This window comes from Leptolyngbya sp. Heron Island J (assembly GCF_000482245.1).
In the GTDB taxonomy this organism is placed as follows: Bacteria; Cyanobacteriota; Cyanobacteriia; order Phormidesmidales; family Phormidesmidaceae; genus Leptothoe.
In genome coordinates this window covers 1-21795 of sequence record NZ_AWNH01000066.1, presented here as the reverse complement: position 1 = coordinate 21795, position 21795 = coordinate 1, and the positions used below count along the sequence as shown (strand labels likewise).

The window sequence follows — 21795 nt, the reverse complement described above, 5'->3', positions numbered from 1 at the left end:
GGCAAATAATTCTTACTTTCGTACCACTACCTAAAAAAGTCCGTTTTGGGATCATAAAAAGCCGTTTACTGTATAGACCAGCCCACAAGGGTTTCCTAAACTTTCTCTATTGCAATCAAGAACGATTAGCATTTGTGTGAGGAATAGGTATGCGCTTGTGGTCTGGTTTGGTTTCGCTGCAGCTGGCTTGGGTATTGACTGTGGCAGGCGGTTGGGCACTCCCTGCACAGGCAGAAGGTGGAGTTGATGAGTTGATGGATGAGTATCTCAATGGAGCATCCAAGAAATCTCTCTCCCCTTCTCAAGCCTTAACCCAGACGCCACTCGTACAAATCACCAACGTGCGGCTAGAAGAGGCAGACACTGGCCTAAATGTGATATTGGAAACAGCGAACGGAGAGCTATCGACACCGACAACGTCTGTATCTAGCAATGCGCTAATTATTGAAATTACCAATGCAGTACTGACTGGGGAAGACTTTGAGCAGTTTGAACCCGTTGAAGAAATTGCCTTCGTACAGGTTTCCGCCCTATCAGACAATCGAGTTCAGGTTGTGATTACTGGGACCGATGCGGCCCCTACAGCAGATGTGAAAACAGATGCAGCAGGGCTGACGCTAAGCGTAATGCCAGGAATCGCTCAGATAGGTGAAACAGATGAGCCACTGAGACTGGTGGTAACCGGGGAAGAGAACGAAGGATATAACCCGTTGGGTACGAGTACGGCGACAAGAACAGACACGCCCTTACGGGATATTCCCCAGTCGATTCAGGTGGTGCCACAAGAAGTATTACGCGACCAAAACGTTACCAGCTTGAACGATGCATTGGAAAACGTAAGTAGTGTAACTACAGCCATTGGATCAGAGGTTTCTACTATAGGTGCCTTCTTTAATATCAGAGGCTTTAATACCTCTGCTCGCAGCGGTGGAAGCTTGCTTAGAAATGGGCTAAGAGAAGGCGGGGATGTCTTATTAGACTTTGCACCCAATATCGAAAGTATCGAAGTTCTCCTGGGGCCTGCCTCAGTGCTGTACGGAAATGCTAACCCGGGTGGAACGATTAATATCGTCACAAAACAACCCCTGAGTGAGCCCTTTTATGCTGTTGATGCGACAGTTGGGAGCAATGACTTTTATCAAGGTGCGGTTGATTTGTCTGGCCCGCTAAACGAGCCTGGCACATTGCTTTATAGGCTTAATGTAGGATATCGAGATGCCGGCAGCTTTATCGATTTTTTTGAAAGCGACACCTTTACCATCGCACCTGTTGTGCGTTGGGAGATTAGCGATCGCACTCGCTTAACAGTAGAAGGTGAATATACAGACGAGAGCAGCATCACGTATGGAGGTTTACCTGCAGTAGGTACTGTACTGCCAAACCCTAACGGTGAAATTCCGCGCGATCGTTTTACCGGAGAACCTGACAGCGTTTTTAACAACACTATTGGCAGAATAGGGTATCGATTCGAGCACGAATTTAGTGATAACTGGTCCTTACAAAATGCCTTTTCAGCCAGATTTCAAAGAGGTAGACCTGGTAATGATTTTTATATTCTTACTGAAGAAGTTCTAGCGGCAGATAATCGCACCCTTAACCGACAAGCCATTGATAATAACGTCGATTTTGACGACTATGACGTGTCAACCTTTTCAACGGGTAAGTTTTCAACTGGCTCCATTGAGCATAATTTACTTGCAGGCATTGACCTGAGCCGCTCTTATCTCGAATTTGAGCGATTGAGCACTATATTTACCCCCCTGGATATATTTAACCCTGTGTATGAGAATGTAGCAGGACCTTCCGTATTTGAGTTTGATGGCGATCAGCTAACAGAGGTGCTTGGTCTTTATATTCAAGACCAGGTGACTTTAGCAGATAATCTCAAATTGTTGCTGGGCGGACGACTGGACATCTTTGACCAAGATTTTAGGTTTCTAGCCGATAGTAACAATGTTTCTGGAGAAGCCTTTAGCCCCCGTGTCGGTATTGTTTATCAACCGATTGAGCCCATCTCCCTGTATGCCAGCTACAGTCGCTCATTTACCCCGGTGATCGGTACGGCCTTCGGGGGTGGCGTATTTGATCCCCAGCGCGGCACCCAGTACGAAATCGGACTGAAAGCAGACGTGACAGATCGACTTTCAGCGACGCTTGCCTTATACGACCTAATACTTTCTAATGTGTCAACCCCTGATCTAAATAACATAGGCTTTCTTATCCAAACAGGAGAACAGCGTAGTCGAGGCATTGAGCTGAGTACTCAGGGCGAAATTTTGCCTGGATGGAACATTATTGCGGGCTATTCCTACACCGATGCTGAAGTTACTGAAGATAATGTAATACCCGCAGGCAACCAATTAGCAGGCGTCCCCGAACATGCCTTTAATCTATGGACCACCTATGAAATCCAGTCAGGCGATTTAGAAGGATTAGGGGCTGGTTTGGGATTATTTTTTGTAGGCGAGCGACAAGGCAACTTAAACAACAGCTTCCAAATTCCGGATTACCTACGGACGGATGCTGCCATTTTCTACAACAAAGATCGCTTCCGCGCGGCTATTAATCTCAGAAATCTGTTTGATATTGACTACTTCGATGGGTTTAGCAGTTTTGGAGATTTTGTTTATCCAGGTGAGCCACTCACAGTACAAGCTTCAATTTCATGGGAGTTTTAACATTCAAAAAAATCAAGTAGTGCTTCAGGGGTAAGGAGAGAGGTTCATTAGGATCTCAGATTTCCAAAATTTTGCTCCTGAGTGACTACCAAGTTTTATAACGAGGTTTTCAGATGAGGAAACAAAGCAGTAACTTCAGACCATTGTTTAGAAAACTAGCTAGCTATCGTAGCCAAATTTGCTTTGTTGTCGAAAGGCTTATGCAGTGGCAAATAAAGAGAGCTAATCGATTGTTATTACTCTTACTTACGGTCGCAATTATTGCTGCCTGCAACGGCAGGGTTGTCAACCAAAGTAAAATGTCTAAGCCGGAGCCACTCTCAAATAATTGTCGAGTCATAAAACATGTGATGGGTGAGAGCTGCGTGCCTGATGCTCCCCAGCGAGTTGTTACCATAGTGCACCACATGTTAGGTCACACGCTTGCAGTTGATGTTAAACCTGTGGGTAGTAATGTTCGTTATCTTCAACAGACAGAAGGGGATTATCTGGATACACAAACTTATATGGGCGATGCAACGGAGGGTATTGAACTTACAGGTGTAGAAAACCAAGCGAATATAGAGAAGATTGTATCCCTTGAACCAGATTTGATTTTAGCTTTAGAAGACTCTGAAAATATCTATTCCCAACTCTCTCAAATTGCGCCTACAGTACTGTTTCAACTCGAAGATATAGTTATTGACTGGAAAAAAGGGTTTGCTCTGGTCGCTGAATTGTTTGGAAAGGAAGATCAGGCGCAGCAAGCTCTTGATAAATACTCTCAGCGAATTGAAGACCTGAAAGCATCTCTGGGCGATCGCTATCAAAACCAGACAATTTCCGTTGCGGGGATGGCTGGTCCCGATATGTTTGCTTATACTCAGAACTCATTTTCAGGCTCTATTTTGAGCGACTTAGGCCTGGATCAACCAGAAGCGCAAAAGGTGGATGCACCTTATGGTGCAATCTATAACCTTTCTGAAGAGAGTCTAGAGCAGACTGTAGACGGTGATGTTTTGTTTTTCTTGGCTTTTGCAGAAGATCGCGAAGCAACCTTTAGAGAGCTACAGCAAAGGCCTCTATGGAATCAGCTGAGATCCGTTCAAAAGGGCCAGGCTTATCTAGTAGATAACTACGTATGGACAGGCTCAAATGTGCTTGCTGCCAATGCCGTACTTGATGACCTCTACAAATATCTTATCGATAGCCCTTCACCCGATATCTAACATTTTCCACATTGTCACCTACCAACCTCAGGCTTCTAGATTGTAAGTGCATTATTTATGATGTCCTCCCCGTTGCTGCGCCTCCTCCACTACGGTAAACCCCATCAAATTGAGATCTGGAGCGCCATCGCATGCTCCATCCTCAACACCATCTTTGATCTTGCCCCACCCTACCTCATTGGTATTGCCATTGATGTTGTTGTTAACCCAGACAGCTCTCTGATTTCCCAATTCGGCATCAACAGCCTCACTGGCCAGCTCGCCATCGTCTCTGGCCTCACCCTGCTCATCTGGAGTCTTGAATCTCTCACAGAATATGGCCACAGTCGCCTCTGGCGAAATCTGGCCCAAACCTTACAGCATAAGCTGCGAGTCGACGCCTACAGCCATCTCCAAAACTTAGAACTCAGCTATCTCGAAGACCGCAGCACTGGACTGCTGTTATCCATTCTCAATGACGACATCAATCAGCTAGAAAGATTTCTTAACTTTGGTGCTTATCATATCCTCCACTTTTTCACCACCATTCTCGTTGTTGGCACCACTTTTATCATCCTGGCACCCGGCGTCTCTGTCTGGGCCATGCTCCCTATCCCCTTTGTTCTTTGGGGAGGCATGGTATTTCAAACCAAACTAGAACCCCGCTATGCCGATGTACGAGAGAAAAATGGCCTCATTAGCAGTCGGCTAACCAACAATCTCCCTGGCATGGCCACCATCAAAAGTTTTACTGCAGAAGCCTATGAGCGAGAGCGGGTGATTATTGAAAGCAATGCCTACCGCCGCAGTAATGCTAAAGCCATTGCCCTCAGCACTGCCTTTGTCCCTATTATTCGAATTATTATTCTGATCGGCTTTACCGCTACCCTGTTTTTAGGAGGCTTGGCAGTCGCCAACGGTCGCCTATCGGCGGGCACCTATGGCTTTATGGTCTTTATCAGTCAGCGCTTACTCTGGCCCTTTACTGAACTGGGTGTCATCGTCGATGAATACCATCGGTTAATAGCATCAGTACGCAGGGTGATGGACCTGCTGGATACGCCAATTGCAATTTCCCATGGCAGTCTTTCTTTGCCACATAAGACCATCCGTGGAGATGTCCAATTTGAGCACATCACCTTCGCCTATCCAGGACGTAGCAAGATTCTGAATCAGTTCTCACTCCACATTCCAGCCGAATCTACCATTGGTATTGTGGGTGCCACTGGTTCCGGTAAAAGCACGTTGGTCAAACTTCTCCTGCGTTTTTACAACATTCAACAGGGACGCATCCTAATCGATGGTATCGACATTCGAGACTTGAATTTATCTGACCTGCGTCGTCACATTGGCTGGGTGAGCCAGGATGTGTTTTTGTTCCATGGCACTGTGGCTGAAAATATTGCCTACGGCAGCTTTGAGGCCAGTCAAGAACAGATTGTTGAGGCCGCAAAGGCAGCTGAGGCCCACGAGTTTATCCAGCAGCTACCCCAGGGGTACAACACCATTGTCGGCGAAAGGGGTCAAAAACTCTCCGGCGGACAGCGTCAGCGCATCGCCATTGCCCGCACTATTCTCAAAAATCCGCCTATCCTGGTGCTTGATGAGGCCACTTCAGCTGTCGATAACGAAACTGAAGCTGCCATTCAGAAGTCTTTGACCAAAATCACCCAGAATCGAACCACGATTGCCATTGCCCATCGGCTGTCGACCATTCGTCATAGTGACTGTATCTATGTCATGGATAAGGGCCAGCTTGTAGAGCAGGGAACCCATAAACAACTACAAGCCCAGGATGGAATCTATGCCAAGCTATGGCGAGTGCAATCAGGATTAGAATGGGCTGAGCCGCTGATAACGAGCGAGTGATGAGTGATTGTCCATATCTATTAACGCCTTGACTTTTCAGATGCCATTCGAGATTATTGAGACTAATTATCATTAAAACCTCTCCCCTTTGACATGAGCCTGGATTTGACCATCCAAGAAGCTGAGCAACTCTATGCAGAAGCCCAACAGCACTGCCCGCCTGTAACGTCAGTTGATCAGATAGAGATAATCTATCCTGAACCCTCTAAGTTAGGCAGTGGCTACAATCGAGAGATGGAGCTGTGTCCGGGGTTAGAGTTATGCATTATGGACATAACATCCCATGATTTGACTGTGCGAGTTCCAGAAAACAACCATTTGGTTCAGTTTTCAGTATTGCTATCAGGTACTTGCGACAGTGGTGACCATCTACAACTTAATGCCCATCAAAGCTATGTAGGTGGCAGCGGCATTCAACCCCAACACTTTTTAAGAACTCTTAGATCTCATAGGCGGATTGGTGTTGATATTCATATGCCTCCAGCTCTATTTCAGCAGTTTTTTAGCAATGCCAAGGGCGAGCTGCCTGCTTCGTTGCAGCCGCTGGTGCAGGGGAATGACTGGCAGCATAGGTTTTCACCTAAGACGACGGGAGCCATACGGACAGTGGTGCAGCAGATTATTGATTGCCCATTTCTCGGTGCTGCTAAACGGGCGTATCTGCAAGGTAAAGTGTTTGAGCTGATCGCGCTGCAGCTCGATAGCATCTCGAAGAATGATGCAGCTCCCACCGCAACATCCCCTAAGGCCGATACTGTTGCTCGCCTTCACTATGCGGCTGAAATATTAAGGTCGCATAGTGAAAACCCACCTTCACAAATCGAGCTGGCCCAGCTGGTGGGCATTGGCCACAGCACCTTAAGTAAAAGATTTCGGGATGTGTTTGGCATGACCCCGTTTGCCTATCTGACCCGCCATCGTATGGAACAGGCTGAAAGTTTTCTACGGCAGCCAGATTGTACGGTGGCTGAAGTGGCTAATCGGGTAGGCTATGCCAATCCGGCTCAGTTTGCAGCTGCATTTAAGCGTCACTTTGGTATTACCCCCAGCGAATGCATGCGGGGATTGATTTGTCATCAACCCTGATCTTCTAAATTTTTGGGGTTAAAAATAGGATCTTGGGGTGATGGTGGAGCTTTGGAGTGGATTTCACTATTGCCCTACCCCTATTCTCATTCCTAATAAGTAAGAATCCTTCGCAATTGAAGGATGTTATCAGGTGTGAGGGCAATAGCGATCATGACAAAGCTTGGGCTAATAGTGCGATTAACAGTGGCATTGGGCATAGTGGGTGGTTTGGCAGTGCCTACTCATGCGGAAGATAGCCTCAATAGGTTGATGGGTGAACACCTCAATGGAACTTTCGAGCAATCTCTCTCCCTTTCTTCCCCTCTCCCCGTTCGGCTGAGCTCACGTCGAAGCCTCCCCCTCTCCTCTCAAATCTTGGCTCAAACGCCACTCGTCCAAATCACCAACATCCGATTAGAAGAAACTGACGCTGGCCTGCAGGTGGTGTTAGAAACTGCAGAGGGTGAACTATCCACACCAACAACATCGGTATCTGGTGATGCGCTGATTATCGATGTTGCTAATGTTGTGCTCGCTGGAGAAGACTTTGAGCAGTTTGAACCTGCCGAGGGGATTGCTGTTGTTCAGGTTTCTGAACTGTCGGGTGACCGGGTACAGGTGGTAATCAGTGGGGAAGATGCAGCACCAACAGCGGATATTGGCACCGATGCGACAGGACTGACCCTAAGCGTGGTGCCGGGAATTACCCAGGCGGATGAAGCTGATGAGTCATTGAGACTTGTGGTCACTGGAGAAGAAGACGAGGGCTATAATCCATCCAATGCAAGTACAGCAACGCGAACAGATACGCCGCTGCGAGACATTCCTCAGGCAATTCAAGTCGTGCCACGACAGGTAATTGAAGACCGAGGCGTTCGCACCGTTAACGATGCCCTAGAAACAGTTCCTGGTTTTCTTGATAGTGGAGACTCGCAATTTAGAAGTTTTAGAGGGTTTGCCACAGATCAGACATCTCAGCTACGCAATGGCAATCGTCTAGGAGATACCTTTTCACTGATTCCAGAAGAACCTCTTGTATCCATTGAGCGATTGGAGATACTAAAAGGCCCTGCATCTGTTTTGTTTGGAGCAATAGACCCTGGTGGAGTCATTAACGCTATCACAAAACAGCCGTTAAGTGATCCTTTTTACGAGCTGGGTCTTGAGGCAGGGAATCGTGGATTCTACCAGGCTGACTTTGATGTGACAGGCCCTTTAAATGCTGATGAAACTGCTCTCTATCGATTGGTTGGTGCATACAGTACTTTTGATGGCTATTTCAGAGGTGGCGGCCGAGATAATACATTTATCTCGCCTACAGTTAGCCTCAACTTTAGCGACAGAACAGAACTAGATCTGTTCTATGAATACAGCAGATATGCAGGCGATCTTTATGGTGGCCTGTATACTGCGGTTCGCAGCGATGGTAGTTTTCTGCCGAGAGACGTTAATGTATGGGGTAACCCAGATCTTACTTTCCTCGAAAGAGTGAGTCATGAATATGGATTTAGATTAGAGCATGACTTTGATGACAACTTGCAGCTACGCACCACCTTCTCTGGAAATCACTTCAATGTTCCAGAGGAAAGGTTTGCGGTCCCAATTGCTCTGCAAGACGATCGGTTTGTTGATTTTTTCTATCTTGATCGCACTAACTCCAACGATGTTTACTTTGGCAATATCGATCTACTGGGGAAATTCAACACCGGCTCGGTTTCTCATCAGCTCTTAGTTGGCGTTGATTATGAAAATGTTTTTGAGAGATACAGTGAGCTTAACATTCCAACACCACTGCCTCTTCTAGATTCACAGAACCCAGATTATGACGTGGCAAGACCCACTGACTTAGTTCAGGGCTTTGAATTTGAATGGCCGACCGAGTCCCTTGGTGTCTATTTGCAAGATCAGATCGAATTTAGCGACCAGTGGAAAATGTTGATTGGCGGTCGGTTTGACTGGATATCCAATCAATTTGAATCGTTAGTTGATGATGTTGATACGCCAGAATCCAATGATAGTGCATTTAGTCCACGCATCGGCATAGTCTACCAGCCTAGCGATACCGTTTCTCTCTACGGTAGCTATAGTCGTTCATTTTTACAAACTACAGCATTCAGTCCAGATGAGATGTTTGAGCCGACAAGGGGTACTCAGTACGAGGTAGGCGTTAAAACAGATTTTTTAGATAGCCGCCTCTCGGCCACTCTAGCCGCCTACCATCTGACAAAAACGAATGTGACTACTCCTGATCCAAATAATCCATTTTTCTCTGTTCAGACTGGTGAGCAGCGGAGTCAGGGCATCGAGCTGGATGTTTCTGGTGAGATTTTGCCTGGATGGAACATAATTGCATCCTATGCCTACACTGATGCTGAAGTCACCGAGGACAACTCTACTCCCATAGGGAATCAATTAGCTAATATTCCCTTTAATCAGGCTAGTTTATGGACGACCTATGAAATTCAAGAGGGCGACCTTGCTGGGTTGGGATTTGGTCTAGGACTGTTTTATGTAGGTGAGCGTCAAGGGGACTTAGCAAACTCCTTTGAAGTGGATGACTACCTCCGTACTGATGCCGCCCTTTACTACCGACGAGATAGGCTTAAAGCAGCAATTAACGTGCGAAATTTGTTTGATATCGACTATGCTAGCTTTTCCAGTAGTCCGGTATATATCGAAAGAGGTGAACCTTTTACCGTTTCAGCGTCTCTCAGCTGGGAGTTTTGATACTCCCAAAAGCCGCTATAAATTGATTGCAAATCATCAAACATCATAACCATGAGGGCAATCAGCACTACAATGCATCATTTGATAAAGCCATTTCTACTGATGGTTTTATCCTTTACTCTGGTAACAGCTTGTTATCAGCCAAATAGCCAAACACCAAGCTCACTGTCAGAAAATTCAGACACCACAAAAGCCTGTAAAGTTGTTCAACATGCCCTGGGCGAAACCTGTATCCCGGCTAATCCTCAGCGAATCGTTATATTAGACGAGTTTTATCTGCTGGATACCCTATCGGCGCTTGACGTCAAGCTAGTCGGATATACCCCTTGTCAAGTTTGCATCCCTTCAGAACTTCTTAGTGAGTTTGTAGTCGATGTTCCCAAGTTGGGGGATATGGCCGCGCCATCCCTAGAAAAAATTGTTAGTCTTAAGCCCGATTTAATTTTAGGATTGGCATGGCAGGAGCAATTTTATCCACGACTGTCTGAAATCGCACCAACCGTGATGATAGAAGAACCTGAGCTTAATGGTTTCATCCCAACTCTCAAATATCTTGCAAAGATTCTAGATAAAAATGAGTTAGTTGATGGCATCTTGGCTGACTATGACAGGAAAATCTCAGCGTTTCGACAACAGTTTGGAGAAAAATTGCAGGACAAAACAGTCTCTGTAATTGGTGTCGATGCAACTTCGTTTTACGTTAGAAAATTAGGAGATAATATCTACAGCCAAGTCATGAGTGATGCAGGGGTTCAGTTTAGCCCCGCCTACGAAACGATCAAAACCAATGGCTACCACCCCTTAAATACCGAAGCTTTAACTCAGTGGGATGCTGATTTTCTGTTTGTTGTCCGCAATTATGAAAGACACACCGAAGACTTTGAGCTACTGACGCAGAAGCCAATATGGTCCACCCTGGACGTGGTGAAAAATGAGCAAGTTCATCCGATGGTTTTAGATGTATGGGGACCCATTACCGTTAATCAATTTATTGATGACCTCTACGAGTATTTCAGCAACAATCTCTAACTTTGTGAATAAAGCATTCTAGCCAATGAGCACTCGCCCACATCGGCATCTACTGCATCTACTCCGCTACGCTACTCCCTTCCAGTCCCAAATCGTAGCCGCTACCGTTTGCTCCATCCTTCGCACCCTCTTTGACCTCGCTCCCCCCTTCCTTATTGGCGTCGCTGTCGATATCCTTGTCCAGCAAGAGGCATCCCAACTTGCCTGTCTAGGTATCCAAACCGTCCACACACAGCTGCTGATTGTTTCTCTCCTCACCATTCTCACCTGGGGTCTCGAATCCCTAACCCAGTATGGTGCTGACCAGCTATGGCGCAACCTGGCCCAAACCCTACAGCACGAACTGCGCGTCGATGCCTATGGTCACCTGCAGCGGCTAGAGATCAGCTACTTTGAAGACCGCAGTACCGGCACCCTGCTCTCCATTCTCAACGACGACATTAACCAGTTAGAACGCTTTTTAGATACCGGTGCCCGCGACCTGATTGACTTTTTTACTCGTGTCGCCGCCGTTGGCCTTAGCTTTGTGATTCTAGCTCCCGGTGTTGCCTGGCTCGCCATGGTCCCCATTCCTTTTATCCTTTGGGGCGCACTGGCCTTTCAGCAACGCTTAGGACCCCGCTATAGTGAAGTCCGCGATCGCAACGCCCAAATCAGCGCCCGGCTTGCCAACAATATCTCTGGTATCGCTACCATCAAAAGCTTCACCACCGAAGCTTTTGAACAGTACCGTGTGGAACAAGAGAGCGATGCCTATCGCACTAGCAATCGCAAAGCCATTGCCCTCAGTGCCAGCTTTCAACCGCTGCTACGGTTTCTGATTTTGCTCGGCTTTGTCACCACGCTTTATCTAGGAGGACGAGCTGTCCTCGCCGGACAGCTGAGCGTTGGCACCTATGGCTTTATGGTGTTTATCGTTCAAGACCTGCTCTGGCCCTTTACCGAGCTAGGCGAGATTTTTGACGAATACCAGCGGGCCATGGCCTCCGTCTGGCGAGTGATGAAATTATTGGACAGTCCGATTGAAGCATCAGCTCCTTATCCAAGTGTCTCACAACCATCACTACGCGGTGAGATTAGCTTTAACCAGATTACCTTTGCCTATCAACAATATCATCCCGTCATTAGAAATCTCTCACTGAACATTCCAGCCGGAGCAACCATTGGCATTGTCGGTGCAACTGGTTCTGGTAAAAGCACTCTGATAAAACTTTTACTGCGGTTCTACCAGCCCCAGCAGGGAGACATTTTAATTGATGGTCAGGATATTCAAACCTTGGGGTTAGCGGACCTACGTTGTCACATTGGCTGGGTCAGCCAGGATGTGTTTCTGTTTCACGGTACCGTGACTGAGAACATCGGCTATGGTAGCTTTGACGCCAGCCATGATCAGATTGTTCAGGCAGCAAAGGTAGCTGAAGCCCATGACTTTATTCAGCAGCTGCCCCAGGGATATGACACTGTTGTGGGCGAACGAGGGCAAAAGCTCTCCGGCGGACAACGCCAGAGGATTGCTACTGCTCGAACCATTCTTAAAAATCCGCCCATCCTGGTGCTTGATGAGGCCACCTCAGCTGTCGATAACGAAACTGAAGCGGCAATTCAGAAATCATTGACAAAGATTACACAGAATCGAACCACGATTGCCATTGCCCATCGGCTGTCGACCATTCGTCATAGTGACTGTATCTATGTCATGGACAAAGGCCAGCTTGTAGAGCAGGGAACCCATGAACAACTGCTGGCCCAGAATGGAATCTATGCCAAGCTATGGCGAGTGCAATCAGGATTGGAATGGGCTGAGCCGCTGATAACGAGCGAGCAATGAAGATTGTCCATATCTATTAACGCCTTGACTTTTCAGGTACCATTCGGGATTATTGAGACTAATTATCATTAGCTTGCTTCCCTCGACATGAGCCTGGATTTGACCATCCAAGATGCTGAAGAAATTTATGCAGAAGCCGAACAGCACTGCCCGCCTGTAACCTCGATCGATCAAGTGGAGACGATCTGTACGGTACCGTCTAAATTGGGTAGCGGCTATGCGCGAGAGATTGAGCTATGTCCAGGGTTGTATCTGAGCATTATCGACACGGTGCCCAATGATTTGACGTTGCGAATTCCAGAAAATAATCATTCAGTCCAATTTGCAGCGTGTCTGTCAGGCGTGTTAGACAGTGGCGACTATTTACAGATTAATCCCCAGCAAACCTATATAGGCGGCAGCGGCATTCAACTAAGTCATTTTGTACACATCCCGCGATCTCACCATCAGGTTGGCGTTGAGATTCACATGCCCCCGGCTCTATTTCAGCAGTTTTTTGCCGATTCCCATGGCGAACTGCCTGCCTCACTGCAGCCGCTGGTACAGGCAAATGACTGGCAGAGACAGTTTTCACCCAAGATGACGGGAGCTATGCGAACGGTGGTGCGGCAGATGATTGACTGTCCATTTTTAGGTGTTCCGAAGCAGGCGTATCTACAAGGCAAGGTGTTTGAACTGATCGCGCTGCAGCTCGATAGCCTTTTGAAAAGTGATGCGGTGTCTACCTTCACATCCCTCAAGCCTGAGACTATTGCTCGTATTCATTATGCGGCTGAGATATTGCGATCGCGCCTTGAAGACCCACCAGACCAGACCGAGTTAGCCCAGCAGGTTGGTATCAGTTACTGCACCCTACATAAAGGATTTCGGGAGCTCTTTCAGATTACTCCGTTTGTCTACTTAACCCGCCATCGCATGGAGCAGGCCGAACGACTACTGCGCCAGCCCGGCCATACCGTAACGGAGGTGGCCAATCGGGTGGGCTATGCTAACCCTGCTAAATTTGCTATGGCCTTTAAGCGCCATTTTGGCATTACACCAAAGGCGTGTATGCGAGGGGCTGTCAGCCCCTGAGCTAGATTTTTGTCTCCAAAACAAACGTTTGGGCTCACAGTATAGTTTTGGAGTGGATCGCGCTATTGCTCGACCTTTATTCTCATGCTTAATAAGTAAGAATCCTTCGCAATTGAAGGATGTTATCAGGTGTGAGGGCAATAGCGATCATGACAAAGCTTGGGCTAATAGTGCGATTAACGGTGGCGTTGGGCATAGTGGGTGGTTTGGCAGTGCCTACCCATGCAGAAGATCACCTCGATAAGTTGATGGGTGAACATCTTGATGGAGCCTCCGAGCAATCCCTCTCTCGTTCTTCTCAAACCCTGGCTCAAACACCACCAGTACAAATCACCAACGTACGGATAGAAGAAACTGACGCTGGTCTGCAGATAGTGCTGGAAACAGCAGACGGTGAGCTATTGTCCACACCGGCAACAGCAGTATCTGGTGATGCCCTAATTGTTGAGATTTCTAATGCGGTGCTAGTTGGGGAAGACTTTGAGCAGTTTGAGCCTGCTGAGGGAATTGCTTTTGTACAGCTCTCGACCCTACCGGATAACCGTGTGCAGGTGGTGATCACTGGAGAAGATGCGGCACCAACAGTGGACATTGGAACGGATGCGGCAGGACTGACACTAAGCTTGGTGCCGGGAGTTGCTCAGGTGGATGGAACGGATGAGTCACTTAGACTTGTGGTAACCGGAGAGGAGGATGAAGGGTATAATCCGTCAAGCGCGACTACGGCAACGCGAACAGATACGCCCTTGCGAGATATTCCTCAATCCATTCAGGTAGTACCGCGACAGGTGATTGAAGATCGCAACGTCAGAACAATAACCGAAGCAGTGGAGACTGTCAGTGGCGTAGTTGAAGACTTCAGATTCTTCAATGGAACGAGTGGTAGTAGACGTATCCGAGGATTTACGGCGAGTTCAACACTTCGTAATGGTTTCCCTGAGAGCCCTGTTTCGACTAGCACAACGCCCCTAGCGACAATTGAGCAGTTAGAAATTTTGAAAGGTCCCTCCTCAGTGATAACAGGTGCTATAGAGCCTGGGGGAGTTGTTAATTACGTTACTAAGCAACCCTTGAGCGACCCCTATTACAACCTTGGTCTTGAGATCGGCAATTTCGGACTTTATCAGCCCAGTGTTGATTTATCAGGCCCGCTAACAGCTGATAGGAATGTGCTTTATCGCTTTATTGCGGCCTATGAAGGTCGAGATAGCTTTCAAGAGTTTGCTAATTCAGAGGTCACTTCAATTGCGCCTTCAGTCTCATTAAACTTAGGAGATCAGACGGATCTAAATCTTTATTATGAGTACAATCGGTACTTTGCAGATCCCTATCAGTCTGGTGTTCCACTTCTAAGCGATGGAACTCTGCCTTCGCAGAACCTGTACCCCAGCTCCCCCTTCTTAAACAGAGCTGATTTATCTGACCACAAGGCTGGATATACACTGACTCACAGGTTTGATAGCAATTGGCAAGTTCGCAACAACTTTGCTTTCACAAATACACAAAATGAAAGACGAGAAATTTTTCCACTCTCACTTACAGATGACCGATTTCTAAGTCTTGCTACTTTCAATGCAGACAATGATACCTATAACTACTTTGCCGGAATTGACGTACTTGGAGAATTTGAAACGGGAGATATTGCGCATCAACTTTTAGCTGGCTTCGACTTCAACTACTTTGATCAAAATATTGCCAGTGAAGGCAATTTTGATCCTACCGTTCTTCCCCCTCTGGATATTCTCAATCCTAACTATGATGGTTTGACAGTGAGGCCAGCGGTTTTTCCAGAAAATACGTCAGTGACAGATAGAGAGTCTTATGGAATTTATCTTCAAGATCAAATAGCTTTTAGCCCTCAATGGAAATTACTGATTGGCGGACGCTATGACTGGATATCGGAAGATGCAGGAATTATTACACCTGCAAACATGAGGAGTACCCAATCTCAGTCTGACGGTGCCTTTAGCCCCCGCGTAGGGTTGGTGTATCAACCCAATGACGATGTTTCGCTATACACGAGCTACAGCCGCTCATTTAATTCTGTGTCTGGGCGTAACCCAGATGGCAGCCCTTTTGAACCGACTAGAGGAACGCAGTACGAGGTAGGGGTCAAAGCCGACTTCCTTGATGGCAGGCTCTCAACTACTCTAGCGGCTTACAATCTTACTAGAACAAATGTTTTGGCTCCCAATCCTGATCTAGCTTTGGCACTACAAGGCTTCCAGGTTCAAGTTGGAGAACAGCGGAGTCGTGGCATAGAACTAGACATAGCAGGTAAAATCTCACCGGGATGGAATATTATCGCCTCTTATGCGTTAACAGATACGAAGGTGACCGCCGATAGTCCTTTACTTAACAACGAGGGCAACAGCTTTGCCAACGTACCGGAGCATCAGGCTAGCCTGTGGACCACATACGAAATTCAGGAAGGAGATTTACAAGGATTAGGGGTCGGTTTAGGATTATTCTACGTTGGTGAGAGGCAAGGAGACTTGGCGAATTCATTTCAAGTCGATGATTATCTACGAACTGATGCAGCGCTTTTCTATCGTAAAGATAGTCTAAATACGGCAATTAATATCCGCAATCTCTTTGATGTAGATTATGTAGGCTCAATAAACAATGGGAATAGACTGTTTGCTGAGCGAGGAGAGCCCTTCAGTATTGTGGGTTCTATTAGCTGGGAGTTTTAGGATTGAGAGCATGGGCTTGATCAAACCATCGTCTTTGAGACAACAACTTTAACTGAGGGGCTCGTTTGAGAGATGAGAAAAAGGGCAATTCACAAAACTGCTGTCTTCTTCCTATCTTTAGTATTTGTTGCGATCTTTGCAGTTACTGCTTGCGACAGCAATACCCAGCGTACTGAGCAGTCAGAATCATCTGCGCAAACTGCTCTTGAAAGATCAGAGCAAGATTCAATAGCGACAAAAACTGTCGGTCATGCCTTAGGTCAGGTCGAGATTCCGCTACAGCCCCAGCGGATTGTAGTACTAGATGCCATCGGCTCGTTTTATATAGATGCGCTATCTTCTTTGGGAATACAACCAGTAGGGGTAACTCGCTGTGCCGATTGTATAGCTTTAAATTATTTCGATGAGTTTTTGCAGGATGTTCCGTCTGTAGGCAACGATAGTCGGCCTTCTTTAGAAACTATCTTAGGTCTAGAACCTGATCTGATTTTGGGATATAGCTGGCAGAGAAATTTTTATCCCAGGTTGTCGGAAATTGCCCCTACGGTAATAATGGACATTTTTTCTGAGGGAAATGATTTTAAGCGGAACTTCAGATACTTGGCTGAAATCTTAGGTAAAAGCAATCAGGCCGAAGTGGTCTTGGCAAACTATGATGCACAAATTCAAGAATTCCGTCAGCAGATGGGAGATAAGCTGAAGAACAAGACAGTCTCTTTGTTTTCTTTTTGGGGCTCCGCAGTTCATGTTTACGGACCAGATATCCTTGCTTACGCGCAGGTTTTAAGGGATGCAGGGATACAGTTTATTCCCGCTTACGAAGATCTCGGAAGTAACCACCTGAGATTAAGTCTTGAGTCTCTTCCCAATTGGGATGCTGACTTTTTATTTCTAGATCTCTTCTATAAAGAAGAGTTTGAGTCCATCGACTCTTTATCTCTATTTACAGAGCCACTTTGGTCGAGCCTCAATGCTGTTCAGAAAGATCAAGTTTATGTAACTAACTGGTACGGTGGAGGTCCAGTGATGGCTAATCAAGTAATTGACGATCTTTATGAATATTTTTCTGAAATGCTTTAACCATATATAGCTCTACTCTTTTTGTCTGATTTTTTTACCATTCAAGGTATACAAATAACCAATGAGCACTCGCCCCACTCAGCTCTTATTGCGTCTACTCCGCTACACCAAACCCTTCCAACCTCGAATCACAGCAGCCACCCTTTGCTCTATTTTTCGTACTCTCTTTGATCTGGCTCCACCTTATTTAATTGGTTTAGCTGTCGATATTCTTGTTCAGCAAGATATCTCTCAGCTTGCCCGTTTGGGTATCCAAAACGTTCATTCTCAGCTGCTGATTGTCTCTTTTCTCACCATTCTCACTTGGGGCTTGGAATCCTTGAGTCAGTATAGTGCTGACCAGCTGTGGCGCAACCTGGCCCAAACTCTACAGCATAAACTACGGGTCGATGCCTATGGCCACCTGCAGCGGCTAGAAATCAGCTACTTTGAAGACCGCAGCACCGGTACCCTGCTGTCTATTCTCAACGACGACATCAACCAGCTAGAACGCTTTTTAGATGCTGGCGCACCCTATCTGATCGGCTTTTTTACGCGTGTGGCGGCTGTTGGCTTGAGCTTTGTTGTTTTAGCTCCCGGCATTGCCTGGTTCGCCATGGTACCAATTCCTTTTATCCTCGGGGGCGCATTTGTATTCCAACAACGGTTGGGGCCCCGCTATGGTGAAGTCCGCAACCGCAGTGCCCAAATCAGTGCCCGGCTGGCCAACAATATCTCCGGTATTGCCACTATCAAAAGCTTTACCACCGAAGCCTACGAACAATACCGTGTGGAACAAGAAAGCGAGGCCTATCGCACCAGCAACCGTAATGTCATTGGCCTTAGCGCTAGCTTTCAACCACTGCTGAGGTTTTTAATTTTGCTCGGCTTTGTTGTTACCCTTTATCTAGGAGGACGAGCTGTTCTGGCTGGACAGCTCAGCGTCGGCACCTACGGCTTTATGGTGTTTATCGTGCAGGATCTACTCTGGCCCTTCACCGAGCTAGGCGAGATTTTTGATGAGTATCAGCGAGCTATGGCATCCGTCTGGCGAGTGATGGGATTATTAGATAGTCCCATTGAAGCATCAGCTCCTTATTCAGGCGTCTCACAACCATCATTACGCGGTGAGATTGTCTTTGGCCAGATTACCTTTGCTTATCAACCGCAGTATCCCGTTATCAGAAATCTCTCTCTGAACATTCCAGCCGGTGCAACCATTGGGATTGTTGGCGCAACCGGGTCGGGCAAAAGTACCCTGATAAAATTGTTACTCCGATTCTACCAGCCACAGCAGGGAGATATTTTAATTGATGGTCAGGATATTCAGACCTTAAGCCTGGCTGACCTGCGTCGCCACATTGGCTGGGTTAGTCAAGATGTTTTTTTGTTCCATGGTACCGTGGCTGAGAACATTGCTTACGGCAGCTTTGAGGCTAGCCATGACCAAATTATCCAGGCAGCACAATCAGCTGAGGCCCACGATTTTATTCAACAGCTACCTCAGGGGTATGACACCGTTGTGGGCGAACGGGGGCAAAAACTCTCCGGTGGTCAGCGGCAGCGCATCGCCATTGCCCGCACTATTCTTAAAAATCCACCGATTCTTGTGCTCGATGAGGCTACCTCAGCTGTAGACAACGAAACTGAAGCGGCAATTCAGAAATCATTGACTAAGATTACGCAAAATCGAACGACGATTGCCATTGCCCACCGGCTATCGACTATTCGCCATAGTGACTGTATTTACGTGATGGATAAGGGTCAGCTGGTAGAGCAGGGAACCCATGAACAACTGCTGGTTCAGAATGGAATCTATGCCAACCTGTGGCGAGTGCAGTCAGGTGTGAAATGGACTGAGCAACCGTTGACCAGCAAGTGATTGACGATTGTTCATATGTCCTAACAGCTTGACTTTTTAGGTCGGACTCGGGATTATTGAGATTAATTATCATTAATGCTCAGTTATTCCACTGGCCATGAGTCTAGACCTGACAGCCGCAGAATTTGATGACGTTTTCGCGGACGCTCAACAGCAATGCCCTCCGGTGACATCAGCTGATGCTCTGGAAAGCATCCAAACACTGCCCTCGCAGCTGGGCTATGGTTACTATCGTGCAATCGAACTGTGTTCAGGTTTAGAGCTAGTTATCTTTCACGAAACTTATCCAGATGGACTAATCTACAGAGGCGTTGAGAATCCACATCCGATACAGTTTATGGTTCATCTGTCAGGAACCGTAGACAGCGGGAGCTTTCTTTATCAAGATTCAAACCATAGCTATATCGGCGGCAGCGGCATTCAACCTGCCGTAACCAATTATCACCTGGCTAATCAACCCGAAATTGGAGTGAATATTCATCTGCAGCCGCAGCTGCTGAGGCAGCTGTTTGCAACACCAACGGGAGAACTGCCGCCCGAATTTCAGCCGCTGATGCAAGGAGATGATTGGCAGCAGGTCTTTTCGCCAAAAGTTACTGGGGCAATGCGAGCGGTGGTACAGCAGATCATCGACTGTCCATTTACCGGCACCACCAAGCGACTGTATTTGCAAAGCAAGGTGTTTGAGCTGATGGCGCTGCAGCTTGATGGGATGTCCAGTGAGAAAACAGCCCCATCGGGTTTGCTTAAGGCTGATACGACCGCTCGGATTCACTATGCGGCAGAAATATTGCGATCGCACCTCGAAAATCCACCCTCTAACACCGAGCTAGCAAAGCAAATCGGCATTGGACCCACTACTCTAAACAAAGGATTTCGGACAGTGTTTGGAGTGACGCCGTTTGCTTATTTAACCCGCTATCGCATGGAACAGGCGGAACGACTACTGCGGCAGCCAGACTGCACGGTGGCGGAGGTGGCCAATCAAGTGGGCTATGCAAATCCGGCCCAGTTTTCCGCTGCGTTTAAGCGTCAGTTTGGTATGACACCCCGCGAATGTATGCGTGGTTCGTTGGCTAACTCCGAAGGAGACGCTTTGCGACCGACTCCGCTCAGCCAAAGATACAGCACACCTTAAGCGGAGTCGAAAAGGATATAGCGTACCCTGAGCGGAGTCGAAGGGTAAGATTTTTTTCCTCAGACGAAGTCTTGGGGTGATTGTGAAGTATCGGAGTGGATCTCAGTATTGTCCTGCTTTTATTCTCACTTCTAATAAGTAAGAATCCTTCGCAATTGAGGGATTTTATCAGGTGTGAGGGCAATAGCGATCATGACAAAGCTTGGGCTAATGGTGCGGTTGATAGTCGCGTTGAGTGTAGCGGGTGGTTTTGCGTTGCCTGTTCAGGCAGAAGGTAGAGACAATGAGTTGATAAATGAGCCCCTAGATAAAGCTTCCAAGCAATTTCTCTCCCCCTCTCTCCCTCTCCCCCTCTCCCTTTCCTCCCAAACCCTAGCCCAGAATCCCATAGTACAAATCACAAACGTGCGGCTAGAAGAAACTGACACTGGTCTACAGGTGATATTGGAAACAGCAGACGGTGAACTACCCACACCGACAACAAGCATATCTGGCGATGCGTTGGTGGTTGAAATTGATAATGCGGTACTGACTGGAGAAGAGTTTGAGCAGTTTGGACCTGCCGAGGAGATTGTCTTTGTGCAGGTTTCAGCTCTATCGAGTAATCGAGTGCAGATAGTGATTACCGGGACCGATGCAGCACCAACAGCAGACATTGGGACAGATACAGCAGGGCTGACGCTAAGCGTAATGCCAGGAATTGCCCAGGCAGGTGCAACAGATGAGCCGCTAAGACTTGTGGTGACCGGAGAAGTGGGAACACGGACAGATACATCACTGCGCGATATTCCTCAGGCAATTCAAGTTATTCCTCAGGTCGTGATTGAGGAGCAAAATGCTTTACGGTTAGGAGAGGTTCTAAGAAACGCTAGTGGCGTTGTAACCACCACTGGACGTGCCCAGGAAGGAGATGGAGTCTACATCCGAGGATTTGGCGGACCATTCAACTCATCGTTTCTTAGAAATGGAATAAGAGACGAGAATGGTCCATTTATTATTGCTGATCCGGTCAATATTGAACGCGTTGAAGTTTTGAAAGGGCCAGCGTCTGTTCTATACGGGGAGGTCACCCCTGGAGGAACGGTTAACATCATTACCGAAAAGCCGCTTTCAGAGCCGTCCTATGAAGTTGAAGCTACAGTTGGAGAGTGATCTGAATTTTGTGTAAACGCTGTTTGTTTAGAGAGAGAAGCGTTCTGGGAACAGGATAGCAAAATGAGACAGTGCGGCACGCCAATTTTTAATCGGTCGATTCCATTTTTTCGCGATATTGTTCATCGCCAGATACATCAACCTGCAAACAGCGTCTTCATCTGGAAAAACGGCTTTGGTCTTAATCACCTTACGCAGAGAACGATTGAGAGATTCAATAGCATTGGTGGTGTAAATCACCCGACGAATTTCCATGGGGTAATCGAAGATGGGAATCACATTCTCCCAGTGGCGAATCCAGATCTGGCTAATGGCTGGGTAGGCCTCATCCCATTTTTCACTGAAGGCATACAGGGCAGCTTCCGATTCGGCTAGGGTAGCGGCTTGATAAATCGGCTTGAGATCCTT

At 47.2% G+C, this 21795-nt stretch carries 14 protein-coding genes; 13 read left to right on the top strand and 1 reads right to left on the bottom strand.

The window, feature by feature from the left end; all coding sequences use genetic code 11:
* Nucleotides 1–149 precede the first annotated feature (149 nt).
* The 13 genes from N836_RS57910 to N836_RS57850 all read left to right on the top strand — a co-directional run bounded on the left by N836_RS57910 (nucleotide 150) and on the right by N836_RS57850 (nucleotide 21387).
* Nucleotides 150–2678 (top strand): TonB-dependent siderophore receptor, encoded by a 2529-nt coding sequence (locus N836_RS57910; protein ID WP_023073997.1) that lies wholly within the window; start codon nucleotides 150–152, stop codon nucleotides 2676–2678.
* Nucleotides 2679–2791: 113 nt separating this feature from the next.
* The gene (locus tag N836_RS57905) at nucleotides 2792–3886 is read left to right on the top strand and encodes an ABC transporter substrate-binding protein (protein ID WP_081716913.1); all 1095 of its coding nucleotides are present in this window, start codon (nucleotides 2792–2794) and stop codon (nucleotides 3884–3886) included.
* Nucleotides 3887–3943: 57 nt separating this feature from the next.
* On the top strand, nucleotides 3944–5734 hold the full coding sequence (locus N836_RS57900; protein WP_031293250.1) for an ABC transporter ATP-binding protein: 1791 nt from the start codon (nucleotides 3944–3946) through the stop codon (nucleotides 5732–5734).
* 93 nt (nucleotides 5735–5827) lie between these two features.
* Nucleotides 5828–6820 carry an AraC family transcriptional regulator gene (locus N836_RS57895; protein WP_023073994.1) on the top strand — a complete coding sequence of 331 codons (993 nt, stop codon included), beginning with the start codon at nucleotides 5828–5830 and terminating at the stop codon, nucleotides 6818–6820.
* Between the two features lie 153 nt (nucleotides 6821–6973).
* A complete protein-coding gene (locus N836_RS57890) occupies nucleotides 6974–9529 on the top strand; it encodes a TonB-dependent siderophore receptor (RefSeq protein WP_023073993.1) in 2556 nt (851 codons plus the stop codon).
* A 102-nt stretch (nucleotides 9530–9631) separates the two neighbouring features.
* A complete protein-coding gene (locus N836_RS57885; RefSeq protein ID WP_200867439.1) occupies nucleotides 9632–10558 on the top strand; it encodes an ABC transporter substrate-binding protein in 927 nt (308 codons plus the stop codon).
* Between the two features lie 25 nt (nucleotides 10559–10583).
* Nucleotides 10584–12386 (top strand): ABC transporter ATP-binding protein, encoded by a 1803-nt coding sequence (locus N836_RS57880; RefSeq protein ID WP_023073991.1) that lies wholly within the window; start codon nucleotides 10584–10586, stop codon nucleotides 12384–12386.
* A gap of 87 nt (nucleotides 12387–12473) precedes the next feature.
* Nucleotides 12474–13460, top strand: coding sequence for a helix-turn-helix transcriptional regulator (locus tag N836_RS57875; protein WP_023073990.1), 987 nt, complete (start codon nucleotides 12474–12476; stop codon nucleotides 13458–13460).
* A 149-nt stretch (nucleotides 13461–13609) separates the two neighbouring features.
* On the top strand, nucleotides 13610–16156 hold the full coding sequence (locus tag N836_RS57870) for a TonB-dependent siderophore receptor (RefSeq protein ID WP_023073989.1): 2547 nt from the start codon (nucleotides 13610–13612) through the stop codon (nucleotides 16154–16156).
* Nucleotides 16157–16228: 72 nt separating this feature from the next.
* On the top strand, nucleotides 16229–17236 hold the full coding sequence (locus N836_RS57865; protein ID WP_023073988.1) for an ABC transporter substrate-binding protein: 1008 nt from the start codon (nucleotides 16229–16231) through the stop codon (nucleotides 17234–17236).
* A gap of 61 nt (nucleotides 17237–17297) precedes the next feature.
* The gene (locus tag N836_RS57860; protein ID WP_023073987.1) at nucleotides 17298–19097 is read left to right on the top strand and encodes an ABC transporter ATP-binding protein; all 1800 of its coding nucleotides are present in this window, start codon (nucleotides 17298–17300) and stop codon (nucleotides 19095–19097) included.
* Nucleotides 19098–19194: 97 nt separating this feature from the next.
* Complete coding sequence (locus N836_RS57855; RefSeq protein ID WP_023073986.1) at nucleotides 19195–20235, top strand: helix-turn-helix transcriptional regulator; 1041 nt, start codon at nucleotides 19195–19197, stop codon at nucleotides 20233–20235.
* Between the two features lie 192 nt (nucleotides 20236–20427).
* Complete coding sequence (locus tag N836_RS57850) at nucleotides 20428–21387, top strand: TonB-dependent receptor plug domain-containing protein (RefSeq protein ID WP_023073985.1); 960 nt, start codon at nucleotides 20428–20430, stop codon at nucleotides 21385–21387.
* A gap of 27 nt (nucleotides 21388–21414) precedes the next feature.
* Here the strand turns inward: N836_RS57850 and N836_RS57845 are convergent.
* Nucleotides 21415–21795 (bottom strand): IS256 family transposase (locus tag N836_RS57845; RefSeq protein ID WP_023071356.1); only part of this gene is annotated, 381 nt, incomplete at its 5' end.

What these genes read in the sequence shown, in the direction of transcription:
- N836_RS57855 (WP_023073986.1), top strand. Translation starts at nt 19,195, where the DNA reads ATGAGTCTAGACCTGACAGCCGCAGAATTTGATGACGTTTTCGCGGAC.
- N836_RS57880 (WP_023073991.1), top strand. Translation starts at nt 10,584, where the DNA reads ATGAGCACTCGCCCACATCGGCATCTACTGCATCTACTCCGCTACGCT.
- N836_RS57850 (WP_023073985.1), top strand. Translation starts at nt 20,428, where the DNA reads ATGACAAAGCTTGGGCTAATGGTGCGGTTGATAGTCGCGTTGAGTGTA.
- N836_RS57885 (WP_200867439.1), top strand. Translation starts at nt 9,632, where the DNA reads ATGGTTTTATCCTTTACTCTGGTAACAGCTTGTTATCAGCCAAATAGC.
- N836_RS57905 (WP_081716913.1), top strand. Translation starts at nt 2,792, where the DNA reads ATGAGGAAACAAAGCAGTAACTTCAGACCATTGTTTAGAAAACTAGCT.
- N836_RS57895 (WP_023073994.1), top strand. Translation starts at nt 5,828, where the DNA reads ATGAGCCTGGATTTGACCATCCAAGAAGCTGAGCAACTCTATGCAGAA.
- N836_RS57890 (WP_023073993.1), top strand. Translation starts at nt 6,974, where the DNA reads ATGACAAAGCTTGGGCTAATAGTGCGATTAACAGTGGCATTGGGCATA.
- N836_RS57900 (WP_031293250.1), top strand. Translation starts at nt 3,944, where the DNA reads ATGATGTCCTCCCCGTTGCTGCGCCTCCTCCACTACGGTAAACCCCAT.
- N836_RS57875 (WP_023073990.1), top strand. Translation starts at nt 12,474, where the DNA reads ATGAGCCTGGATTTGACCATCCAAGATGCTGAAGAAATTTATGCAGAA.
- N836_RS57865 (WP_023073988.1), top strand. Translation starts at nt 16,229, where the DNA reads ATGAGAAAAAGGGCAATTCACAAAACTGCTGTCTTCTTCCTATCTTTA.
- N836_RS57860 (WP_023073987.1), top strand. Translation starts at nt 17,298, where the DNA reads ATGAGCACTCGCCCCACTCAGCTCTTATTGCGTCTACTCCGCTACACC.
- N836_RS57910 (WP_023073997.1), top strand. Translation starts at nt 150, where the DNA reads ATGCGCTTGTGGTCTGGTTTGGTTTCGCTGCAGCTGGCTTGGGTATTG.
- N836_RS57870 (WP_023073989.1), top strand. Translation starts at nt 13,610, where the DNA reads ATGACAAAGCTTGGGCTAATAGTGCGATTAACGGTGGCGTTGGGCATA.